This window comes from Pseudomonas sp. B21-054 (assembly GCF_026016345.1).
In the GTDB taxonomy this organism is placed as follows: Bacteria; Pseudomonadota; Gammaproteobacteria; order Pseudomonadales; family Pseudomonadaceae; genus Aquipseudomonas.
This window is the reverse complement of sequence record NZ_CP087204.1, coordinates 6,748,153-6,765,308: the sequence shown is the minus strand read 5'-3', so window position 1 is coordinate 6,765,308 and position 17,156 is coordinate 6,748,153. Positions and strand designations below refer to the sequence as shown.

General features: G+C 61.2%; 16 protein-coding genes and 1 pseudogene. 7 read left to right on the top strand and 10 right to left on the bottom strand.

Annotation, left to right across the window (positions count from 1 at the left end; translation table 11 throughout):
- Positions 1 to 4 precede the first annotated feature (4 nt).
- From LOY70_RS29595 to aspA, 8 genes and pseudogenes are all read right to left on the bottom strand, one after another.
- Positions 5 to 1,036: a histone deacetylase family protein gene (locus LOY70_RS29595; protein WP_265032164.1), complete on the bottom strand. Its 1,032-nt coding sequence runs from the start codon at positions 1,034 to 1,036 to the stop codon at positions 5 to 7.
- A 438-nt stretch (positions 1,037 to 1,474) separates the two neighbouring features.
- Complete coding sequence (locus tag LOY70_RS29590) at positions 1,475 to 1,837, bottom strand: DUF6124 family protein (RefSeq protein ID WP_265032162.1); 363 nt, start codon at positions 1,835 to 1,837, stop codon at positions 1,475 to 1,477.
- Between the two features lie 229 nt (positions 1,838 to 2,066).
- A pseudogene (locus tag LOY70_RS30330) lies at positions 2,067 to 2,233 on the bottom strand (DUF6124 family protein); the annotation flags it as partial.
- A gap of 70 nt (positions 2,234 to 2,303) precedes the next feature.
- Positions 2,304 to 2,516, bottom strand: a complete 213-nt coding sequence (locus LOY70_RS29585) for a hypothetical protein (protein WP_123344497.1) — start codon at positions 2,514 to 2,516, stop codon at positions 2,304 to 2,306.
- A 113-nt stretch (positions 2,517 to 2,629) separates the two neighbouring features.
- Positions 2,630 to 3,622 (bottom strand): AraC family transcriptional regulator, encoded by a 993-nt coding sequence (locus tag LOY70_RS29580; protein WP_265032161.1) that lies wholly within the window; start codon positions 3,620 to 3,622, stop codon positions 2,630 to 2,632.
- Between the two features lie 184 nt (positions 3,623 to 3,806).
- Positions 3,807 to 4,811 carry an asparaginase gene (locus LOY70_RS29575; RefSeq protein ID WP_265032159.1) on the bottom strand — a complete coding sequence of 335 codons (1,005 nt, stop codon included), beginning with the start codon at positions 4,809 to 4,811 and terminating at the stop codon, positions 3,807 to 3,809.
- A 135-nt stretch (positions 4,812 to 4,946) separates the two neighbouring features.
- Positions 4,947 to 6,398: an alanine/glycine:cation symporter family protein gene (locus LOY70_RS29570; RefSeq protein WP_265032158.1), complete on the bottom strand. Its 1,452-nt coding sequence runs from the start codon at positions 6,396 to 6,398 to the stop codon at positions 4,947 to 4,949.
- A gap of 487 nt (positions 6,399 to 6,885) precedes the next feature.
- Positions 6,886 to 8,310, bottom strand: a complete 1,425-nt coding sequence (gene aspA / locus LOY70_RS29565) for an aspartate ammonia-lyase (RefSeq protein ID WP_003196363.1) — start codon at positions 8,308 to 8,310, stop codon at positions 6,886 to 6,888.
- A gap of 181 nt (positions 8,311 to 8,491) precedes the next feature.
- Here aspA and LOY70_RS29560 point away from each other — a divergent pair, with 181 nt between their 5' ends.
- The 5 genes from LOY70_RS29560 (at position 8,492) to LOY70_RS29540 (ending at position 12,305) form a co-directional block, all read left to right on the top strand.
- Positions 8,492 to 9,409, top strand: coding sequence for a LysR substrate-binding domain-containing protein (locus tag LOY70_RS29560; RefSeq protein ID WP_265032155.1), 918 nt, complete (start codon positions 8,492 to 8,494; stop codon positions 9,407 to 9,409).
- Positions 9,410 to 9,741: 332 nt separating this feature from the next.
- Positions 9,742 to 10,233: a 5-(carboxyamino)imidazole ribonucleotide mutase gene (gene purE, locus LOY70_RS29555; protein WP_003187060.1), complete on the top strand. Its 492-nt coding sequence runs from the start codon at positions 9,742 to 9,744 to the stop codon at positions 10,231 to 10,233.
- 12 nt (positions 10,234 to 10,245) lie between these two features.
- Entirely contained in the window at positions 10,246 to 11,331 is a 1,086-nt protein-coding gene (locus LOY70_RS29550; protein WP_265032152.1) for a 5-(carboxyamino)imidazole ribonucleotide synthase, read from the top strand.
- Between the two features lie 103 nt (positions 11,332 to 11,434).
- Positions 11,435 to 11,680 carry a GlsB/YeaQ/YmgE family stress response membrane protein gene (locus tag LOY70_RS29545; RefSeq protein ID WP_003196372.1) on the top strand — a complete coding sequence of 82 codons (246 nt, stop codon included), beginning with the start codon at positions 11,435 to 11,437 and terminating at the stop codon, positions 11,678 to 11,680.
- An 88-nt stretch (positions 11,681 to 11,768) separates the two neighbouring features.
- Positions 11,769 to 12,305 (top strand): DUF3299 domain-containing protein, encoded by a 537-nt coding sequence (locus LOY70_RS29540; RefSeq protein WP_265032149.1) that lies wholly within the window; start codon positions 11,769 to 11,771, stop codon positions 12,303 to 12,305.
- Between the two features lie 134 nt (positions 12,306 to 12,439).
- Here the strand turns inward: LOY70_RS29540 and LOY70_RS29535 are convergent, their stop codons facing one another.
- Both LOY70_RS29535 and LOY70_RS29530 read right to left on the bottom strand, forming a co-directional pair.
- Positions 12,440 to 13,339: a D-hexose-6-phosphate mutarotase gene (locus LOY70_RS29535; protein WP_265032147.1), complete on the bottom strand. Its 900-nt coding sequence runs from the start codon at positions 13,337 to 13,339 to the stop codon at positions 12,440 to 12,442.
- A gap of 57 nt (positions 13,340 to 13,396) precedes the next feature.
- The gene (locus tag LOY70_RS29530) at positions 13,397 to 13,801 is read right to left on the bottom strand and encodes an acyl-CoA thioesterase (RefSeq protein ID WP_003177184.1); all 405 of its coding nucleotides are present in this window, start codon (positions 13,799 to 13,801) and stop codon (positions 13,397 to 13,399) included.
- 376 nt (positions 13,802 to 14,177) lie between these two features.
- On the opposite strand from LOY70_RS29530, the gene LOY70_RS29525 reads away from it, so the two are divergent.
- Both LOY70_RS29525 and LOY70_RS29520 read left to right on the top strand, forming a co-directional pair.
- Positions 14,178 to 15,476: an MFS transporter gene (locus tag LOY70_RS29525; RefSeq protein WP_265032142.1), complete on the top strand. Its 1,299-nt coding sequence runs from the start codon at positions 14,178 to 14,180 to the stop codon at positions 15,474 to 15,476.
- A 269-nt stretch (positions 15,477 to 15,745) separates the two neighbouring features.
- Complete coding sequence (locus LOY70_RS29520) at positions 15,746 to 16,744, top strand: phosphate ABC transporter substrate-binding protein PstS (RefSeq protein ID WP_265032140.1); 999 nt, start codon at positions 15,746 to 15,748, stop codon at positions 16,742 to 16,744.
- The last annotated feature ends 412 nt before the right edge of the window (positions 16,745 to 17,156 follow it).

Below are 17,156 nucleotides of genomic sequence, written 5' to 3'. Positions count from 1 at the left end.
TTCCTCATTGGGCGCTTTGAAAACCTTCGAGAACGTTCACCGCATTGATGCCGATTTCTGCCACCGCGTAGCCGCCTTCCATCACGAACAGGGTCGGCTTGCCGAGCGCCGCGATGCGCTTGCCCATCGCCAGGTAATCCGGGCTGTCGAGCTTGAACTGGGAGATCGGGTCGTCCTTGAAGGTGTCCACGCCCAGGGACACGACGATGACATCGGCGTCGTAGCCTTGGGTTTCGCCGCAGGCTTGCTCCAGCGCGGCGCTCCAGGTGTCCCAACCTGAACCTGCGGGCAAAGGGTAGTTGAAATTGAAACCCTCGCCGGCGCCTTCACCGCGCTCGTCGGCGTAACCGAGGAAGAATGGAAATTCGAATTCCGGGTGGCCATGGATCGAGGTGAACAATACGTCGCTGCGCTCGTAGAAAATCGATTGGGTGCCGTTGCCGTGGTGGTAATCGACATCAAGGATCGCGACCCTTTTATGGCCCTGGTCAAGGAACGCCTGAGCGGCGATGGCGGCGTTGTTCAGGTAGCAATAACCGCCCATCAAGTCGCTGGCGGCGTGGTGCCCTGGCGGCCGGCACAGCGCAAAGGCACTGCGGGCACCGCGCTGGATTTCAGCCTGGGCGGTGAGGGCAACCTGGGCGGCGCTGTACGCCGCTTGCCAGGTACCCGCGGTAATCGGCGCGCCGCCGTCGAAGCTGTAATAACCGAGCTGACCGTGCAAGCTTTTCGGAATGACCGCGCGCAGGGTCCGCGCCGGCCAGGTGAAGGGCAGCAAATCGCCGTCGCGGTGGTGTTCCGCCCAGCGATCCCAAGCCCCTTTGAAGAATTCCAGGTACGCCGCGCTGTGGATACGCTGGATCGGCGCGAGGCCGAAATCCTGCGGCGCCTGCACCGGGCCCAGTGCCTGAGCCTTGACCCGATCCAGCACATGGTCGGCCCGGGACGGCATTTCGAAGCAAGGCATCAACTGCCCGTCCATCAACTCGCAACGTCCGTGGTGCAGGTGGTGATCGTCTGAGTAGATCGTCAGCATTGTTGTTCTCCGCAGGGCTGATTCGTTGAATCACAGTCTTGCGGCGCAGGGCGTTTCAGAGAACGGCAGGAGAGGCCAAAAGGGGATCAAAATGGCCAAAAGGTTTGACCGTAAATCGCCCCTTGTTGGCGCGGGTGTGCGCGGGGTTGGGGCATAGACGATGCTTGCATGGCTGCCGGCAACCTGTGGCGAGGGCGCTTGCTCCCGTCGCAAACCGGTCGACGCGGTGTGCCTGGAAGCATGCGTTTTGATCGTTCCCACGCTCCCGCGTGGAAACGCCGCCAGGGACGCTCCGCGTTCCGCTCTGGAGGTGACGCAGAGCGTCACGGGATGCATTCCCACGCAGAGCGTGGGGAACGATCAATCCGCGTTTGCCGGTCCACACACTTTGTTCCATGAGCGCTTGCTCCCTCGCCACAGGGGTTGGAGGGGGCGCGGTTAGCGTGGGTCGACGTTATCCAGCGCTCGGTTCGCCAGCAATGAACTGAGTTCGATCAGTTGCTGGATGCCGAGAGCGATGTGGCGGCGGGAACCTTCCAGTTCGAAGGCCAGGTCGCCGACCATCGCATCAGCTGAAGCCAGGGTTTCGCTGAGGTTGGCCAGGAGGGATTCATTGTCGATGTCTTTTACGACGGTGAATAGCTGCCCGGGTTGAATGGTTTCCGCAGGTTTTACGGGTTTGGGCGCCAGGTAATAGTCCAGTGCGCGCTTGGAGGCTTCGTCGAGCTTTTTTGCGTTGAGGCCATCCAAATAGGGGGAGTTGGGATCTGTTTCTGCTGGGTTTGGTTTGCTCTTGAACATAGTGAAGCTCCTTTCACATGAGGAACTTTCGTCAACCGGGCCGCCAAACCCGTTCGCTGGTGTCAGCGACAGGGAGACGATAGGTGGTGAGAGCAAGGCGCACAAGCCGGCGGATTCTGGCGTAGTTGTAGGCAATGACGCAGGAATGCGTGGGTTGGGAGAAGGGTGGCGGAAGGGGAATAAACAAGCCATTCGTAACGCCCTGAGACTTGTGGCGAGGGTGTAGCGGCTATCGTGGGTAGACGTTATCCAGTGCATGGTTCGCCAGTAATGAACTCAGTTCGATCATTTGCTGGATGCCGAGGGCGATGGGCCAACGGGAGCCTTCCGGCGCGGAGGCAGTTCGTTGACCACCACATCGGCAGAAGCCGGGATTTCGCTGAGATTGGCGGGCAATGCTATTCGCTGTCACAGGATAAACACAAAAAAGGCGACCAAGGTCGCCCAGTTCTCACTCTGTCGTGGTTTACGCACTGGCAGAAAGCTTGGTCTGACGCGAACCAGCGAGCGCACCCTCTGGCTCATCGGATGAACCACGACGGATGCGGTCGAGCATCCGCAGATCCATCGAGCTAGTGACACGAGCTTTGCGCAAGCCGCGCGCGTACAAGTAGCCAAAGGTGTCTTGCCCTTTGTGCTTGCCGGCCTTACCGCTTTGGGTTGCTTTCAATTTGCTCATTTTTCGATCACCTCTGAAATGATGCTATTGCTCATCAAGAGTCAACGCAAGGGCGCCGTTGGTCCCACAGGGGTTAGGTGTTGTACATGAAAATGGCGGTTACCGGGGGGAGGTCAAGACCTGAACTGACTCGGCGCCACCCCACTCCAGCGCACGAACGCATGGCGAAAGCTGGCCGTTTCACTGAAGCCGAGCCTTTCGGCAATCCGATAGATCGGCAATTGATCCTCGCAGAGCATCTGCTTGGCCCGCTCGAAGCGCAGTTCGTCGAGCAGCTCCTGATAACTGCAACCCTGCTCCTTGAGGTGCCGGCGCAAGGTGCGCGCCGAGCAGTTCATTTGCGCGGCCAGGCCTTCCAGGCCGGGGGCGGCGTCCAGTTGTGCGCTGAGCAACTGGCGAATCCGCCCCAGCCAGGCCTGGCGCCCGGTGAATTCGGTGTTCTGTCGGCGGCAGCGTTCGGCCATGGCGTGGTGGGTGATGGGATCGGCCAGGGGCAGGGGCTGTTCGAGCCAGTGGCGGTCGAAGGCGAAGGCGTTATCGACGCTGTCGAAGCGCATCGGGCAATTGAATAGCGCTCCGTAGCGCGCCTGGTAATCGGGCGCCGGATGTTCGAAACGCGCCGCGCGTAACGGCAGCACATGGCCGAGCAGGTCATTGCAGATGACTTTCAACGAAACCATGCAGAACTCGGCGTTGAATACCGCCAGGGTCGGGTTCTCTCGATAATCGCTGGCGCTGAGCCAGACCACCTCATCGTCTTCTTCCAGGTTCAGCTCGAAGAGTGTTCCCAATAGCGCCGGATAGCGCAGCGCCAGGCGTAAAGCGTCACCTAAGGTGGCACTGGTGAGCAGGGCATAGCCGAGCATGCCGTAGGACGATACGTGCATGCGCAGGCCCAGTTCCAGGCCGATGTCACGCTTGAGGGCCACGGCGTTGGCGCAGACCTGCATTTCCTGGTTGGTGGTGATGCGCGTGTCGGCCCGGCTCAGATCCGCCGCGCTGATGCCGCTGCCGGCCAGCAGTGCGTCACTGGACAGGCCTTCGTTTTTGAAGGCGTTGAGCACCAGGGAGACGGCGTTGAGAGTGGTGAGGTGGGAATGAAGCATGTCCGTTTCCAGCCTGGGGAGGCTGGAAACGGAGCAAGTTGTATGCCGGATGAAAATCGGAAGTTCAACACAACACCCAATGTGGGAGCGAGCTTGCTCGCGATGGCGGTGTGTCAGTCGACGCTGATGTTGACTATAAATCCGCTATCGCGAGCAAGCTCGCTCCCACAGGGTTTGTCGGGTGTCAGATAAGCTCACCGCACAGGTCCAGCTCAACCAGCCGCCGCACCTCTTCCACCGGCAACCCTGCGCCAATCAACGCCTGCAGCTTGCCGAACGCCGCCTCGCGGGTCATGCCGCCGCCGGACAACACGCCGACGCCACGCAAGCGACTGCCGGCCTCGTACACGTCCAGTTCCACGCCACCTTCATGGCATTGGGTTACCGCCACGACCACCACGCCGCTGTCCCGCGCCCGCTCGAGGCTGGCGAGGAAGGCTGGGTTGTCGCTCGGCCCGGTGCCGCTACCGTAGCACTCCAGCACCAGGCCCCGGATACCGCTGCCAAGCAAGCCATCCAGGATTTCTGCGCTGATGCCGGGGAACAGCGGCAACGCGGCGACATTCGCCACTTGCTTGGGCTGGTTGTAATTCAACTGTGCCGGCAGCGAAGCGGCTTTGGCGCCGCCACCTTGGCGCTCCAGGCGCTTGAACGGGTGACGACCGAAGCTGCGCACCTTGGCGCAACGGGTCGGCTCCAGCAGCTCGCCGTGGAAATACAGATGCACCCCCGGAGCCAGGCCCTGGCCGAGGGCGACCAGCGCGCCGCTGAGGTTTTCCCAGGCGTCGCTGTCGGTCACGCCGGCGGGCAGCATGGAGCCGGTGAAACACACCCGCGCATGCAGGCCGAGCAATTGAAAGCTCATCGCCGCCGCGCTGTAGGCCAGCGTGTCGGTGCCGTGCAGGATCAACACGCTGTCGCAGCCTTGCACATCCACGGCATCGACCACCGCTTCGCGCAGTTGCTGCCAATAGGCCGGGGTCATGTTGGCGCTGTCGATCAGCGGCGACATTTCCCGGAAACGCCATGACGGGATGACGAGTTCCGGTTGGCTGTGCAGGTAGTCGCGCATCCGCGCTTCGAAACCGGATGCCGGGGCCAGGCCGTGGGCGCTGGCCTGCATGCCGATGGTACCGCCGGTGTAGAGCACCATGACGTGCTGGGCGGCAGGGTAGGTCGAGGGGTTCATGGTTGTTCTCCGAGGACGAAAACGGCAGCTTTACTTCGCCGCCACAACATAAGGCCGAGCATGACGCCGACCTTAGGTTGTGTCACGCCGGACGCAGGGGATGCGTCCGGTTTTTTCCAGACAGCTTGTTACCGATCAGCGTTGCGCTGCGGTCACGCCAGCCGTAGCGGCGTCAGGCTGGGCAACCGGTGCCGACGGATTGGCAGGCCAGGCCTTGCGGTCCAGATCCAGGTCCGGGAACTTGCTGGAGTCGAAGACCGGAACCTTGATGCCGGCCGAACGCTGGTCATCGTAGTCACGCAGGATGCGCATGCCGACCTTGAACAGCAGGAACAGCGCGATCAGGTTCACGAACGCCAGCAGCGTCATGGTGATGTCGGCGAAGGCGAACACGGTGCCAAGGTTTTCGATGGCGCCCCAGAAAATCAGGACCAGCACCAGCGCGCGGTAACCCATCAGCGCCTTGCGGTTGTCGCCGATCATGAAGCGCAGGTTGTTCTCGCCCAGATAGTAGTTGTAGAGGATCGAGGTAAACACGAACAACGACAGCGCCACGGAGATGAAAATCCGGCCCCAGTCACCCACTACCGCCGCCAGGGAGTTCTGGGTCAGGGCAATGCCGTCGCCTTCGAAGCCAGGGGTGTAGAAACCCGACAGCAGGATCAACAGCGCGGTGCAGGTGCAGATCACGAAGGTGTCCAGGAATACGCTGAACGCCTGAACCACACCCTGTGCCACCGGGTGCTCGACCGACGCCACGGCGGCGACGTTAGGCGCACTGCCCAGGCCGGCTTCGTTGGCGAACACGCCACGCTTGACGCCCATGACGATGGCGCTGCCGATCAGGCCGCCGAAAGCCTGGTCCAGACCGAAGGCGCTCTTGACGATGGTCGCCAGCATGCCCGGTACGTGGTCGAATTGCAGCACGATCACGTAGAGGGTCACGGCGATATACGCCAGGGTCTTGACCGGTACCAGCAGGTCGGCAACTTTGGCGATGCGCTTGATTCCGCCGATGAACACCAGACCCAGCAGCACCGCCAGGCCGAGGCCAGTGTAGGTGGTGTCGAAGCCGAAGGCGTTGTTCAGGGAATGGGTAACCGCGTGGGCTTGCAGGCCGTTGAAGGCGAAGCCGAAGGTGACCAGCAACAAGAACGCCATGATCATGCCCAACCAGCGTTTCTGCAGGCCGTGCTGGATGTAATAGGACGGGCCGCCACGGTACTGGCCTTCGGAGTCGCAGCGCTTATAGAGCTGGCCGAGGGAGCATTCGAAGAAGCTGCTGGACATACCGACCAGTGCGGTCACCCACATCCAGAACACCGCACCAGGCCCACCGAGAGTCACGGCGATGCCGACGCCCGCGATGTTGCCCGCGCCAACACGACCGGCCAGGCTGAGCATCAAGGCCTGGAACGAGCTGAGCTGGTCAGTGCTGCTTTTTAGGCTGTCACGAAACACCGTGAACATATGGAAGAAATGACGGAACTGGACGAAACGCGAGCGGATCGTGAAGTAGCCACCGAGCCCGACAATGAGCACGATCAGCACTTTCCCTGAAAGGAAGTCGTTGATGACTTCAAGCATGAGTATTCCTCGCTATTTTTTGTTTAAGCAAATGCTGGCCATTTGGAAACATCGCGTTACATCGGCCCTTGGGCGGTTCGACAGGTAAGGCGATATTTCGTCCCGGTCCATTTTCGCGGGTTTGTTATTAGTTCGGTTTTCGCATGTTTAGGGTCTCGCTACTGACGACCGCTCACGCGAAGAGGGGCGGCACTATACCCATCAGTGCGGCACTCGTCTGCACGATTGTGGTGCGTCCGACGAAACGGACCCTTTGAAGCTCCTGGCCGTCCGGTCAGGTTTCCGTGGGGGCGAACTGGCTCGCGATGGCTGACGATGCGGTATATAACGGGCAGCGCACCGTCGTTTATCGCGAGCAGGTTCCCTCCTACAGGTTCGGTCATCCTTTGTGGCTATCAATTAAAAAAAGGGCTTGGGGAAGAACCCCAAGCCCTCAAAAGGTGAGAGGTGTCTAGTCCCTCGACCTGGTGAGCAATGGTCGCGTCGATCACGCTTTCAGCGGGACCAGACGCGGAGCAATCATGTTTTCCGGGCGCAGGATGTCGTCGAGCATGGCGTCGTCGAGCAAGCCTTCTTCGCGCACCAGTTCCAGCACGCCACGGCCACTTTCCAGGGCGACGCGGGCGATGCGGGTGGCGTTTTCATAACCGATGTACGGGTTCAGGGCGGTGACCAGGCCGATCGAGTGCTCGACCAGTTCGCGGCAGCGTGCTTCGTTGGCGGTGATGCCCACGATGCAATGCTCGCGCAGCATGTCCATGGCCCGTTGCAGCAAGCGGATCGAGTCGAAGATCTTGAAGGCGATCAGCGGTTCCATCACGTTCAACTGCAGTTGGCCGCCTTCGGCCGCGATGGTCAGGGCCAAGTCGTTGCCGATGATCTGGAACGCAACCTGGTTGACCGCTTCCGGGATGACCGGGTTGACCTTGCCGGGCATGATCGAACTGCCTGGCTGGCGAGCGGGCAGGTTGATTTCGTTGATGCCGGTGCGCGGGCCGCTGGACAGCAGGCGCAGGTCGTTGCAGATCTTCGACAGCTTGACCGCGGTGCGCTTGAGCATGCCGGAGAACAGCACGAAGGCGCCCATGTCGGAAGTGGCTTCGATCAGGTCGGCGGCTGGAACCAGCGGCTGGCCACTGATGGTCGCCAGGCGCTGTACGGCCAGGGCTTGGTAGCGCGGGTCGGCGTTGATGCCGGTGCCGATGGCGGTGCCGCCCAGGTTCACTTCGGTGAGCAGTTCAGGCGCCAGGGTTTTCAGGCGCGCCAGGTCTTCGCTCAGGGTGGTGGCGAAGGCGCGGAATTCCTGGCCGAGGGTCATCGGCACAGCGTCCTGCAGCTGGGTGCGGCCCATTTTCAGGACGTGGCTGAATTCTTCACCCTTGGCGGCGAACGCTTGGATCAGGCTGTCGAGGCTGGCCAGCAACGCGTCGTGACCCAGCAGCAGACCCAGGCGGATCGCGGTCGGGTAGGCGTCGTTGGTGGACTGCGCCATGTTCACGTCGTTGTTCGGGTGCAGGTACTGGTACTCGCCTTTCTGGTGACCCATGGCCTCCAGCGCGATGTTGGCGATGACTTCGTTGGCATTCATGTTGGTCGACGTACCGGCGCCGCCCTGGATCATGTCCACCACGAACTCTTCGTGGAAATCGCCGCGGATCAATCGTGCACAGGCTTCGCTGATGGCGGCGTGCTTGGCTTCGCTGAGCTGGCCCAGCTCGCGGTTGGCGTCAGCGGCGGCCTGTTTGACCATTGCCAGACCGACCACCAATTTAGGGTAATGCGAGATCGGGACGCCGGAGAGACGGAAGTTGTTTACCGCTCGTAGGGTCTGGATGCCGTAATACGCTTGCGCCGGTACTTCGAGTACGCCAAGCAGGTCTTTTTCTGTGCGGAATGATGCAGCGGAGGACATGATAGAAATCATCTCGATAAGGACCCGGTCTGAGCCGGAACGCTGTGAATCCTAGGCTTTCGAAAAAATTAGGGCCAATGCTGTTAAACACTGGCCTATGCATATTCGGCATAATGCCGGTGTGACGTTGGCAGTGCGGCGAACGTGTGACCTGTTTTGGTGCGTGTAACGGGAGGACGTGATGAATCTTGAAAGCAAGTGGCTCGAGGATTTCAGTGCCCTGGCCGCGACCCGCAGTTTCTCCCAGGCGGCCGAGCGGCGCTTCGTGACGCAGCCGGCTTTCAGCCGGCGAATCCGCAGCCTCGAGGCGGCGCTCGGGCTGACCCTGGTCAACCGCTCCCGTACGCCTGTCGAGCTGACGGCGGCGGGGCAGTTGTTCCTGGTGACGGCGCGTACGGTGGTGGAGCAATTGGGTGAAGTGCTGCGTCATTTGCATCATCTGGAGGGCGGGCAGGGCGAAGTCATTCAGGTGGCGGCGGCCCACTCCCTGGCGCTGGGCTTCTTCCCGCGCTGGATCGCGCAATTGCGCAACGAGGGGATGAACATCGCCACGCGGCTGGTGGCGACCAACGTCGGTGATGCGGTCCATGCATTGCGCGAAGGCGGCTGCGACCTGATGCTGGCCTTCTACGATCCGGATTCGGCGATGCAGATGGATCCGGAGATCTTTCCGTCGTTGCACCTGGGCCAGACCGAAATGCTCCCGGTGTGCGCCGCCGATGCCAACGGCAACCCGCTGTTCGACCCGGAAGGCGAGGCCAGCGTGCCGCTGCTGGCCTACAGCGCCGGCGCGTTTCTCGGCCGCTCGGTCAACCAGTTGTTGCGCCAGCGGGCGTTGCGTTTCACCACGGTCTACGAGACTGCCATGGCCGACAGCCTGAAAAGCATGGCCCTGGAAGGCCTGGGCATCGCCTGGGTGCCGCACCTGAGCGTGCGCGCTGAATTGGCCCGGGGCGAACTGGTGATCTGTGGCGGCCCGCAATGGCACGTCCCCCTGGAAATCCGCCTGTACCGCTGCGCCCTGGTGCGCAAGGCCAATGTGCGGTTGTTGTGGCGCAAGCTCGAAGGCGGTGCGGCGCAAGGTGTGGGCGGGGCCTGAAGACAACATAGGACCCCTGGTGGGAGCGGGCTTGCTCGCGAATGCGGAGTGTCAGTCATGTAGGTGGCGACTGACACTCCGCATTCGCGAGCAAGCCCGCTCCCACAGGGGTTCATGCTTTCCCACGCTGACCTGCGAGTCAATAAAACCGCCACTTCACCCCAAATGACAGATGGTCGGCGAAAGTGCGTTTAACGCACCATTTTCGGTATACTGCCCGGCCTTCGGTCGGTTCGCCCGGCCATTATTCGTACAACAAGCCACGCCGGTTTCCTGCGTGGCTTGTTGTTTTTTGACGCGCCTGCGGGCGCCCAGAGAGAAGAGGCACGACGATGAGTGCACTGGTTGGCGTGATCATGGGCTCCAAGTCCGATTGGTCCACCCTTAGCCACACCGCCGATATGCTGGAAAAGCTCGGCATCCCTTACGAGGTGAAAGTGGTTTCCGCCCACCGTACCCCGGACCTGCTGTTCCAGTACGCCGAAGAGGCCGAGTCCCGTGGCATCGAGGTGATTATCGCCGGTGCCGGTGGCGCGGCCCACCTGCCAGGCATGTGCGCGGCCAAGACCCACCTGCCGGTGCTGGGCGTGCCGGTCCAGTCGTCGATGCTCTCGGGCGTCGATTCGCTGCTGTCGATCGTGCAGATGCCGGCGGGCATTCCAGTGGCGACCCTGGCCATCGGCAAGGCCGGCGCGATCAACGCGGCCCTGCTCTCGGCGAGCATCTTGGGCGCCAAGCATCCACAGTTTCATACCGTGTTGAAAAAATTCCGCGCTGAGCAGACAGACAGCGTCCTGGACAATCCAGACCCACGCATTGCCTGAGGTTGTTGACGAATGAAGATCGGTGTAATCGGTGGCGGCCAGTTGGGTCGCATGTTGGCCCTGGCGGGTACGCCGCTGGGGATGAACTTCGCTTTCCTGGACCCGGCACCGGACGCCTGCGCCAGCGCGCTGGGTGAACACCTGCGGGCCGACTATGGCGACCAGGATCACCTGCGCCAATTGGCCGACGAAGTCGACCTGGTGACCTTCGAATTCGAAAGCGTTCCGGCCGAAACCGTGGCGTTCCTGTCCCAGTTCGTCCCGGTCTACCCGAGCGCCGAAGCCTTGCGCATCGCCCGTGACCGCTGGTTCGAAAAGAACATGTTCAAGGACCTGGGCATCCCCACCCCGGCCTTCGCCGACATTCAGTCCCAGGCCGACCTGGACGCCGCCGTAGCCGCCATCGGCCTGCCCGCCGTGCTCAAGACCCGCACCCTGGGCTACGACGGCAAGGGCCAGAAAGTCCTGCGCAAACCAGAAGACGTGGTCGGCACGTTTGCCGAGTTGGGTAGCGTGGCCTGCCTGCTGGAAGGTTTCGTGCCGTTCACCGGGGAAGTCTCGCTGATCGCCGTGCGTGCCCGCGATGGTGAAATCCGCTTCTATCCGCTGGTGCACAACACCCACAAGGACGGCATCCTCAAGCTGTCCGTCGCCAGCACCGATCATCCGTTGCAGGCCCTGGCCGAGGACTATTCCAGCCGGGTGCTCAAGCAACTGGACTATGTCGGCGTGATGGCGTTCGAGTTCTTCGAAGTGGACGGCGGCCTCAAGGCCAACGAAATCGCCCCGCGGGTACACAACTCCGGGCACTGGACCACCGAAGGCGCCGAGTGCAGCCAGTTCGAAAACCACCTGCGGGCGGTGGCCGGGCTGCCGCTGGGGTCGACCGCCAAGGTGGGTGAAAGCGCGATGCTCAACTTCATCGGCAAGGTCCCGGACACCGAGAAAGTCCTGGCCATTGCCGACTGCCACTTGCATCACTATGGCAAGGCGTTCAAGGCCGGGCGCAAGGTCGGTCACGCCAACCTGCGTTGTGCTGACCGGGCCACGCTGGCCCAGCAGATCATCAAGGTCGAGACGCTGATCGCCGAGCAATAATCTGGAACGACGGTGGAACCATTCGTCGGCTAATCTCTCTCATGGCTAAGTGCCAAAGCCTGAACGGGCTTTGGCTTAGCGACTCAATGAGAGAGGAAATGCCATGGGAATCATCGGAACCATCTTTATCGGCTTGATCGTTGGCCTGCTGGCGCGCTTCCTGAAACCGGGCGATGACAGCATGGGCTGGATCATGACCATCCTGCTCGGTATCGGCGGTTCGTTGGCAGCCACTTACGGCGGCCAGGCCTTGGGCATCTACCAGGCTGGCCAAGGCGCTGGCTTCATCGGTGCCTTGGTGGGCGCGGTGGTGCTGCTGGTGATCTACGGCCTGATCAAAAGAAACTGATCCAAATGCGTCAAAGCCCTCTCTGCGGGCGCGCAGAGAGGGCTAAAATGCCCGGCGTTTTACCTTTCCTCCATTGCCGAGCTCTTTCATGCGCCGTCTAGTGTTGACCCTTATTCTTCTGGGCAGCGGCCTGGCCCATGCCGCCGAACTGCCGGAAACCGACTGGCTCGAATTGATGCCCAAGTCGGACCAGAAAGCCCTCGAAGCCATGCCCGAGATCGACCACGACTCCCCCGAGGCCAGCGGCACCTTCACCGAAAAAGGTGGCCTGAAACAAAGCAAAGGCTTGCCGGCGGTGATGTATTCGACCAAGACCGTGGCGTCGATGAACGACAAACACATTCGTATCGGCGGTTACCCCGTGCCATTGGAAACCGACGCCAAGGGCCGCAGCACGCTGTTTTTCCTGGTGCCTTACCCCGGCGCCTGCATCCACGTCCCGCCACCGCCGCCGAATCAACTGGTGCTGGTGCGCTACCCCAAGGGCCTGAAGCTGGACGACATCTACACGCCGCTGTGGGTGACCGGCATGCTGAAGATCGAAAAGGTCGACAATGACCTGGCCAGCGCGGCGTATGCGCTGGAGGCGGAGAAGGTGAGGGTGGTGCAGGAGGCGGATTTGTAGGTGTCAGTAAATTTGGCATGGATCTAATGTGGGAGCGAGCTTGCTCGCGATAGCGGACCGACAGACAACATCTGCGTTGACTGATACACCGCTATCGCGAGCAAGCTCGCTCCCACAATGGTTTTATGTGTGGCTCAGAGCGGCTTGCTGCGGATGCTCACGCCAAGGGTATGGCTGGCCTCGGGTAACAACGTCACCACATCGTCCATCACATTCGCCGTCTCGATGCACAGCATGCGCTGCCAGCCGTCGTCGGCCATGTCGCTGAAGGCCTTGGCGCGTTCGGTCCACGGGTTCCAGATCACCGCCGTGCGCGAACCGCTGCTGGTCAGTTCGATCCGTCGTTCCCAGTGCGGGTCGATGATGCTCAGCGTCGGCGGGGTATCGAGGTAGATGCGGTCGGTCTCGCTGGCAAATGTCAGGTCGCCGGCCTGGGTGTGGGTATTCCAGTCGTCCAGGGTCTCGATGTAGCTCAAGCCATCCACCCCTTCGACCTGCACGTTGCGCACATCGCTCACGGCGAAGTAACTGTGCAGCGCCTGGCTGAGGCTGACGGTTTCGCTACCACGGTTATGGCTGGTGAGGCGGATATGCAGCTGCTCGTCCATCACGATGGTCAGCGTCAGGTCCACCTGATGAGGCCAGCCCGAGAGGCCGTTTTCAGGGTAGGGCAGCACGAACTCCACCTTGAGGCTTTCGCCTTCGGCTTCGATGCCCTTCAATTCCCAATCCATCGCCCGCACCAGGCCGTGGGCCGTGGCTGCGTCGTTGGTCACGCGCATGGCCTGCACGCTGTCGGGGTTGCGCGTCAGGTTGCCGAACCACGGCCAGCACACTGGCACGCCGGCGCGGATGCTCTTGCCGGCCTTGAATGTGGCCTGGTCGTTGAGCCAGATCAGCGGCGGCTGGCCGTCCACTTGATAGCTGAGGATGTGCGCGCCTTGCTGGGTCACCAGTAACTCGGCCTGACCGTGGCGGATACGCCAGCCGTTCAGTTCATCCAGTTTAACGGCTTCGACATGGGGCGTTGGCATGTTGCAAATCTCGCTCAGGAACAGGAACTGCAATGGACCGCAAAACGGCCGCCGTGTTTAACGGGCGCGCGGCGGAACCGAGCGGGTACGACCACTGCCGTCGATGGCGACGAAGACAAATACCGCCTCGGTCACCTTGCGCCATTCACTGGACAGCGGATCGTCGCTCCAGACCTCGACCATCATCTGGATCGAACTACGGCCGATTTCCAGGGCTTGGGTATAAAAGGACAGCTGCGCACCCACCGCCACCGGCACCAGGAAGGCCATGCGATCGATCGCCACGGTGGCCACGCGTCCGCCAGCCACTTTGCTGGCCATGGCGGTGCCGGCCAGGTCCATCTGGGACACCAGCCAGCCGCCGAAAATATCGCCGAAGCCGTTGGTCTCGCGAGGGAGCGCGGTGATTTGCAGGGCCAGGTCGCCTTGCGGGATTGGATCTTCTTGTTCGAGCTCTATCATGCCGAGGGGCCTCTGACCCGTAACGCTGTCTTGTGCTTCAGGTGAATAGCCGTCCTTGAAAAAAACGATTCAGCCCGAACTGACTACGTTCGTCACGTTTTTCGTAAAGGCGTGCCAAAGGGATACTCTGCGAAACCGGCTGGTTCTATTACTTCGTCACCAACGACGTTTTCGCACAGCAACCCCTTACAGAGTGGTGCAACGTTGCGAGTATATCGGGCGATAGACGTCGAGACGACCACTGGGTTCTGATTTCGACCGTCAATTACGCACCTCTATGTGCTTTTTCGAACAATTTGTTATCGTGCCGAACCTGCCCAGGCCCCAACCCGTGTTGTCAGGGTTGCAGAACCGACTAATAAGAGAAGCCCTTGCCATGACCTCTGCGCCTTCGAGCACAGCGACGCCCGCACAACCCGCACGTCCACTGACCCGCAACGATTACAAGACCCTGTCGCTTTCAGCCTTGGGCGGTGCGCTGGAGTTCTACGATTTCATCATTTTCGTATTCTTTGCCACCGTGGTCGGCAAATTATTCTTCCCGGCCGAAATGCCCGAGTGGCTACGTTTGATGCAGACCTTCGGTATTTTTGCCGCCGGCTACCTGGCCCGGCCGCTGGGCGGGATCATCATGGCCCACTTCGGCGACCTGCTGGGGCGCAAGAAAATGTTCACCTTGAGCATTTTCATGATGGCTGTGCCGACCCTGATCATGGGCCTGTTGCCCACCTATGCCCAGATCGGCATGTGGGCACCGATCCTGCTGTTGCTGATGCGGGTGATCCAGGGCGCGGCCATTGGCGGCGAAGTGCCGGGGGCTTGGGTCTTCGTTTCCGAACACGTTCCGGCGCGCCACATCGGCTATGCCTGCGGCACGCTGACCTGCGGCCTGACCGCGGGGATTCTCCTGGGGTCGCTGGTGGCCACAGCCATCAACAGCATTTATACGCCGGTGGAAGTGACGGATTACGCCTGGCGGATTCCGTTCCTGCTGGGCGGTGTGTTCGGTCTGTTTTCGGTGTACCTGCGCCGCTGGCTCCACGAAACCCCAGTGTTCGCCGAGCTGCAACTGCGCAAGGCCCTGGCCGAGGAAATACCGCTGCGAGCCGTGCTGCGCGACCATCGCGGCGCCATCGCGATTTCGATGCTGCTGACCTGGCTGCTGTCGGCCGGCATCATCGTGATCATCCTGATGACCCCGACGGTATTGCAGACCGTTTACCACTTCAGTCCGACCACCGCGTTGCAGGCCAACAGCCTGGCGATCGTATTCCTGAGCTTTGGTTGCATTGGCTCTGGTGTGCTGGCTGACCGTTTCGGCGCCGGGCGGGTATTTGTCTTCGGTAGCACGTTGCTGTTGATCACCTCGTGGACCTTCTACCACAGCCTGTTCGACCACCCCGAGTGGCTGTTTCCGCTCTACGCCCTGAGCGGGCTGTTGGTGGGTACCATCGGCGCAGTGCCTTATGTCATGGTCAAGGCCTTCCCGGCCGTGGTGCGCTTCAGCGGCCTGTCGTTCTCCTACAACCTGGCGTATGCGATCTTCGGCGGCCTCACCCCGATGATCGTCACCCTGCTGCTCAAGGAAAGCCCGCTGGGGCCGGCCTATTATGTGGCGGTGATCTGCGGTATCGGGATTGCGGTGGGTGGTTATCTCTGGAAGAAGGGGCGCTAGGGGGCGCTGAACAGGCTTCTGTGGTGAGGGGATTTATCCCCGTTGGGCTGCGAAGCGGCCCTCAAGCCAGCGCGCCTCGGTGTTTCAGATTGATTGCGTCCAGCCATTGGGGCTGCTTTGCAGCCCAGCGGGGATAAATCCCCTCGCCACAACATCTTGTAAGCTCAATGCTGGCCTTTCATCCAATTGTCATATTTCAGCCATAGAGTGTTCACACGGCCTACCGATACTTGGCCGACTTAACACACCCTATCTGCTAGGAGTAAGGCATGAAACTGAAGCGTTTGATGGCGGCAATGACTTTTGTCGCTGCTGGCGTTGCGACTGCCAACGCGGTTGCCGCTGTTGACCCTGCGATCCCGAGCTACACCAAGACCACTGGTGTGTCGGGGAACCTGTCCAGCGTCGGCTCCGATACCCTGGCCAACCTGATGACCTTGTGGGCTGAGAACTACAAGAAAGAATACCCGAACGTAAACATCCAGATTCAAGCCGCCGGTTCCTCCACCGCGCCGCCCGCACTCACCGAAGGTACCGCCAACCTGGGCCCGATGAGCCGCAAGATGAAGGACAACGAACTGCAAGCCTTCGAGCAGAAGTATGGCTACAAGCCAACCGCTATCCCGGTGGCCGTGGATGCCCTGGCTGTATTCGTGCACAAGGACAACCCGATCCAGCACCTGACCATGGAACAGGTCGACGCGATCTTCTCGTCCACTCGCCTGTGCGGCGCTAAAGCCGACGTGAAAACCTGGGGTGACTTGGGCGTGACCGGCGACCTGGCCAACAAGCCGGTGCAACTGTTCGGTCGTAACTCGGTATCCGGCACTTACGGCTACTTCAAGGAAGAAGCCCTGTGCAAAGGCGACTACAAGCCCAACGTCAACGAACAACCCGGCTCGGCTTCGGTCGTGCAGTCGATCAGCAGCTCGCTGAACGGTGTGGGTTACTCGGGCATCGGCTACAAGACCGCCAGCGTGAAGACCGTGGCCCTGGCCAAGAAAGGCAGCACTGACTTCATCGAAGACACCGAAGAAAACGCCCTGAACGGCAAGTACCCGCTGTCGCGTTTCCTCTACGTGTACGTCAACAAAGCGCCGAACAAGCCTCTGGCCCCGCTGGAAGCCGAGTTCGTGAAGCTGATCCTGTCCAAGCAAGGCCAGGAAGTCGTGGTCAAGGACGGCTACATCCCAGTGCCAGCCAAAGTAGCCGCCAAGGCCCTGGCTGACCTGGGGCTGTCGGAAGGCGGCAACGTCGCCAAGAAGTAACACCTGAGCCCGGGCCAACGCCCGGACTCTCTGTGGGAGCGGGCTTGCTCGCGAATGCGGTGGATCAGTCGGCATCCATGTCGAATGTGCTGGCCCCTTCGCGAGCAAGCCCGCTCCCACAGACACGAATTTTCCGTCCGCTGCCGCTTCTAGCTGGCGGCGGATTTGTTGCGTCACTTCACTGTCATCTTTCTGTCATACAGGATCGCTAGGGTGTGCGCATGAATGATCTGGCCAACTCCACAATGACTACGACTTCCCCTCCCAAGCGCATTGACTTCAATACGCCTGAGCTTCAACGCAAGCGCCGTATGCGCGCGCTCAAGGATCGCCTGACCCGCTGGTACGTGCTGGTCGGCGGCCTCGCCGTCCTGGCCGCCATTACACTGATTTTCTTCTTCCTGGCCTACGT

Excerpts from the sequence above, each read along its gene's own strand:
- LOY70_RS29595 (WP_265032164.1), bottom strand. The coding sequence starts at position 1,036 with ATGCTGACGATCTACTCAGACGATCACCACCTGCACCACGGACGTTGC.
- LOY70_RS29590 (WP_265032162.1), bottom strand. The coding sequence starts at position 1,837 with ATGTTCAAGAGCAAACCAAACCCAGCAGAAACAGATCCCAACTCCCCC.
- LOY70_RS29585 (WP_123344497.1), bottom strand. The coding sequence starts at position 2,516 with ATGAGCAAATTGAAAGCAACCCAAAGCGGTAAGGCCGGCAAGCACAAA.
- LOY70_RS29580 (WP_265032161.1), bottom strand. The coding sequence starts at position 3,622 with ATGCTTCATTCCCACCTCACCACTCTCAACGCCGTCTCCCTGGTGCTC.
- LOY70_RS29575 (WP_265032159.1), bottom strand. The coding sequence starts at position 4,811 with ATGAACCCCTCGACCTACCCTGCCGCCCAGCACGTCATGGTGCTCTAC.
- LOY70_RS29570 (WP_265032158.1), bottom strand. The coding sequence starts at position 6,398 with ATGCTTGAAGTCATCAACGACTTCCTTTCAGGGAAAGTGCTGATCGTG.
- aspA (WP_003196363.1), bottom strand. The coding sequence starts at position 8,310 with ATGTCCTCCGCTGCATCATTCCGCACAGAAAAAGACCTGCTTGGCGTA.
- LOY70_RS29560 (WP_265032155.1), top strand. The coding sequence starts at position 8,492 with ATGAATCTTGAAAGCAAGTGGCTCGAGGATTTCAGTGCCCTGGCCGCG.
- purE (WP_003187060.1), top strand. The coding sequence starts at position 9,742 with ATGAGTGCACTGGTTGGCGTGATCATGGGCTCCAAGTCCGATTGGTCC.
- LOY70_RS29550 (WP_265032152.1), top strand. The coding sequence starts at position 10,246 with ATGAAGATCGGTGTAATCGGTGGCGGCCAGTTGGGTCGCATGTTGGCC.
- LOY70_RS29545 (WP_003196372.1), top strand. The coding sequence starts at position 11,435 with ATGGGAATCATCGGAACCATCTTTATCGGCTTGATCGTTGGCCTGCTG.
- LOY70_RS29540 (WP_265032149.1), top strand. The coding sequence starts at position 11,769 with ATGCGCCGTCTAGTGTTGACCCTTATTCTTCTGGGCAGCGGCCTGGCC.
- LOY70_RS29535 (WP_265032147.1), bottom strand. The coding sequence starts at position 13,339 with ATGCCAACGCCCCATGTCGAAGCCGTTAAACTGGATGAACTGAACGGC.
- LOY70_RS29530 (WP_003177184.1), bottom strand. The coding sequence starts at position 13,801 with ATGATAGAGCTCGAACAAGAAGATCCAATCCCGCAAGGCGACCTGGCC.
- LOY70_RS29525 (WP_265032142.1), top strand. The coding sequence starts at position 14,178 with ATGACCTCTGCGCCTTCGAGCACAGCGACGCCCGCACAACCCGCACGT.
- LOY70_RS29520 (WP_265032140.1), top strand. The coding sequence starts at position 15,746 with ATGAAACTGAAGCGTTTGATGGCGGCAATGACTTTTGTCGCTGCTGGC.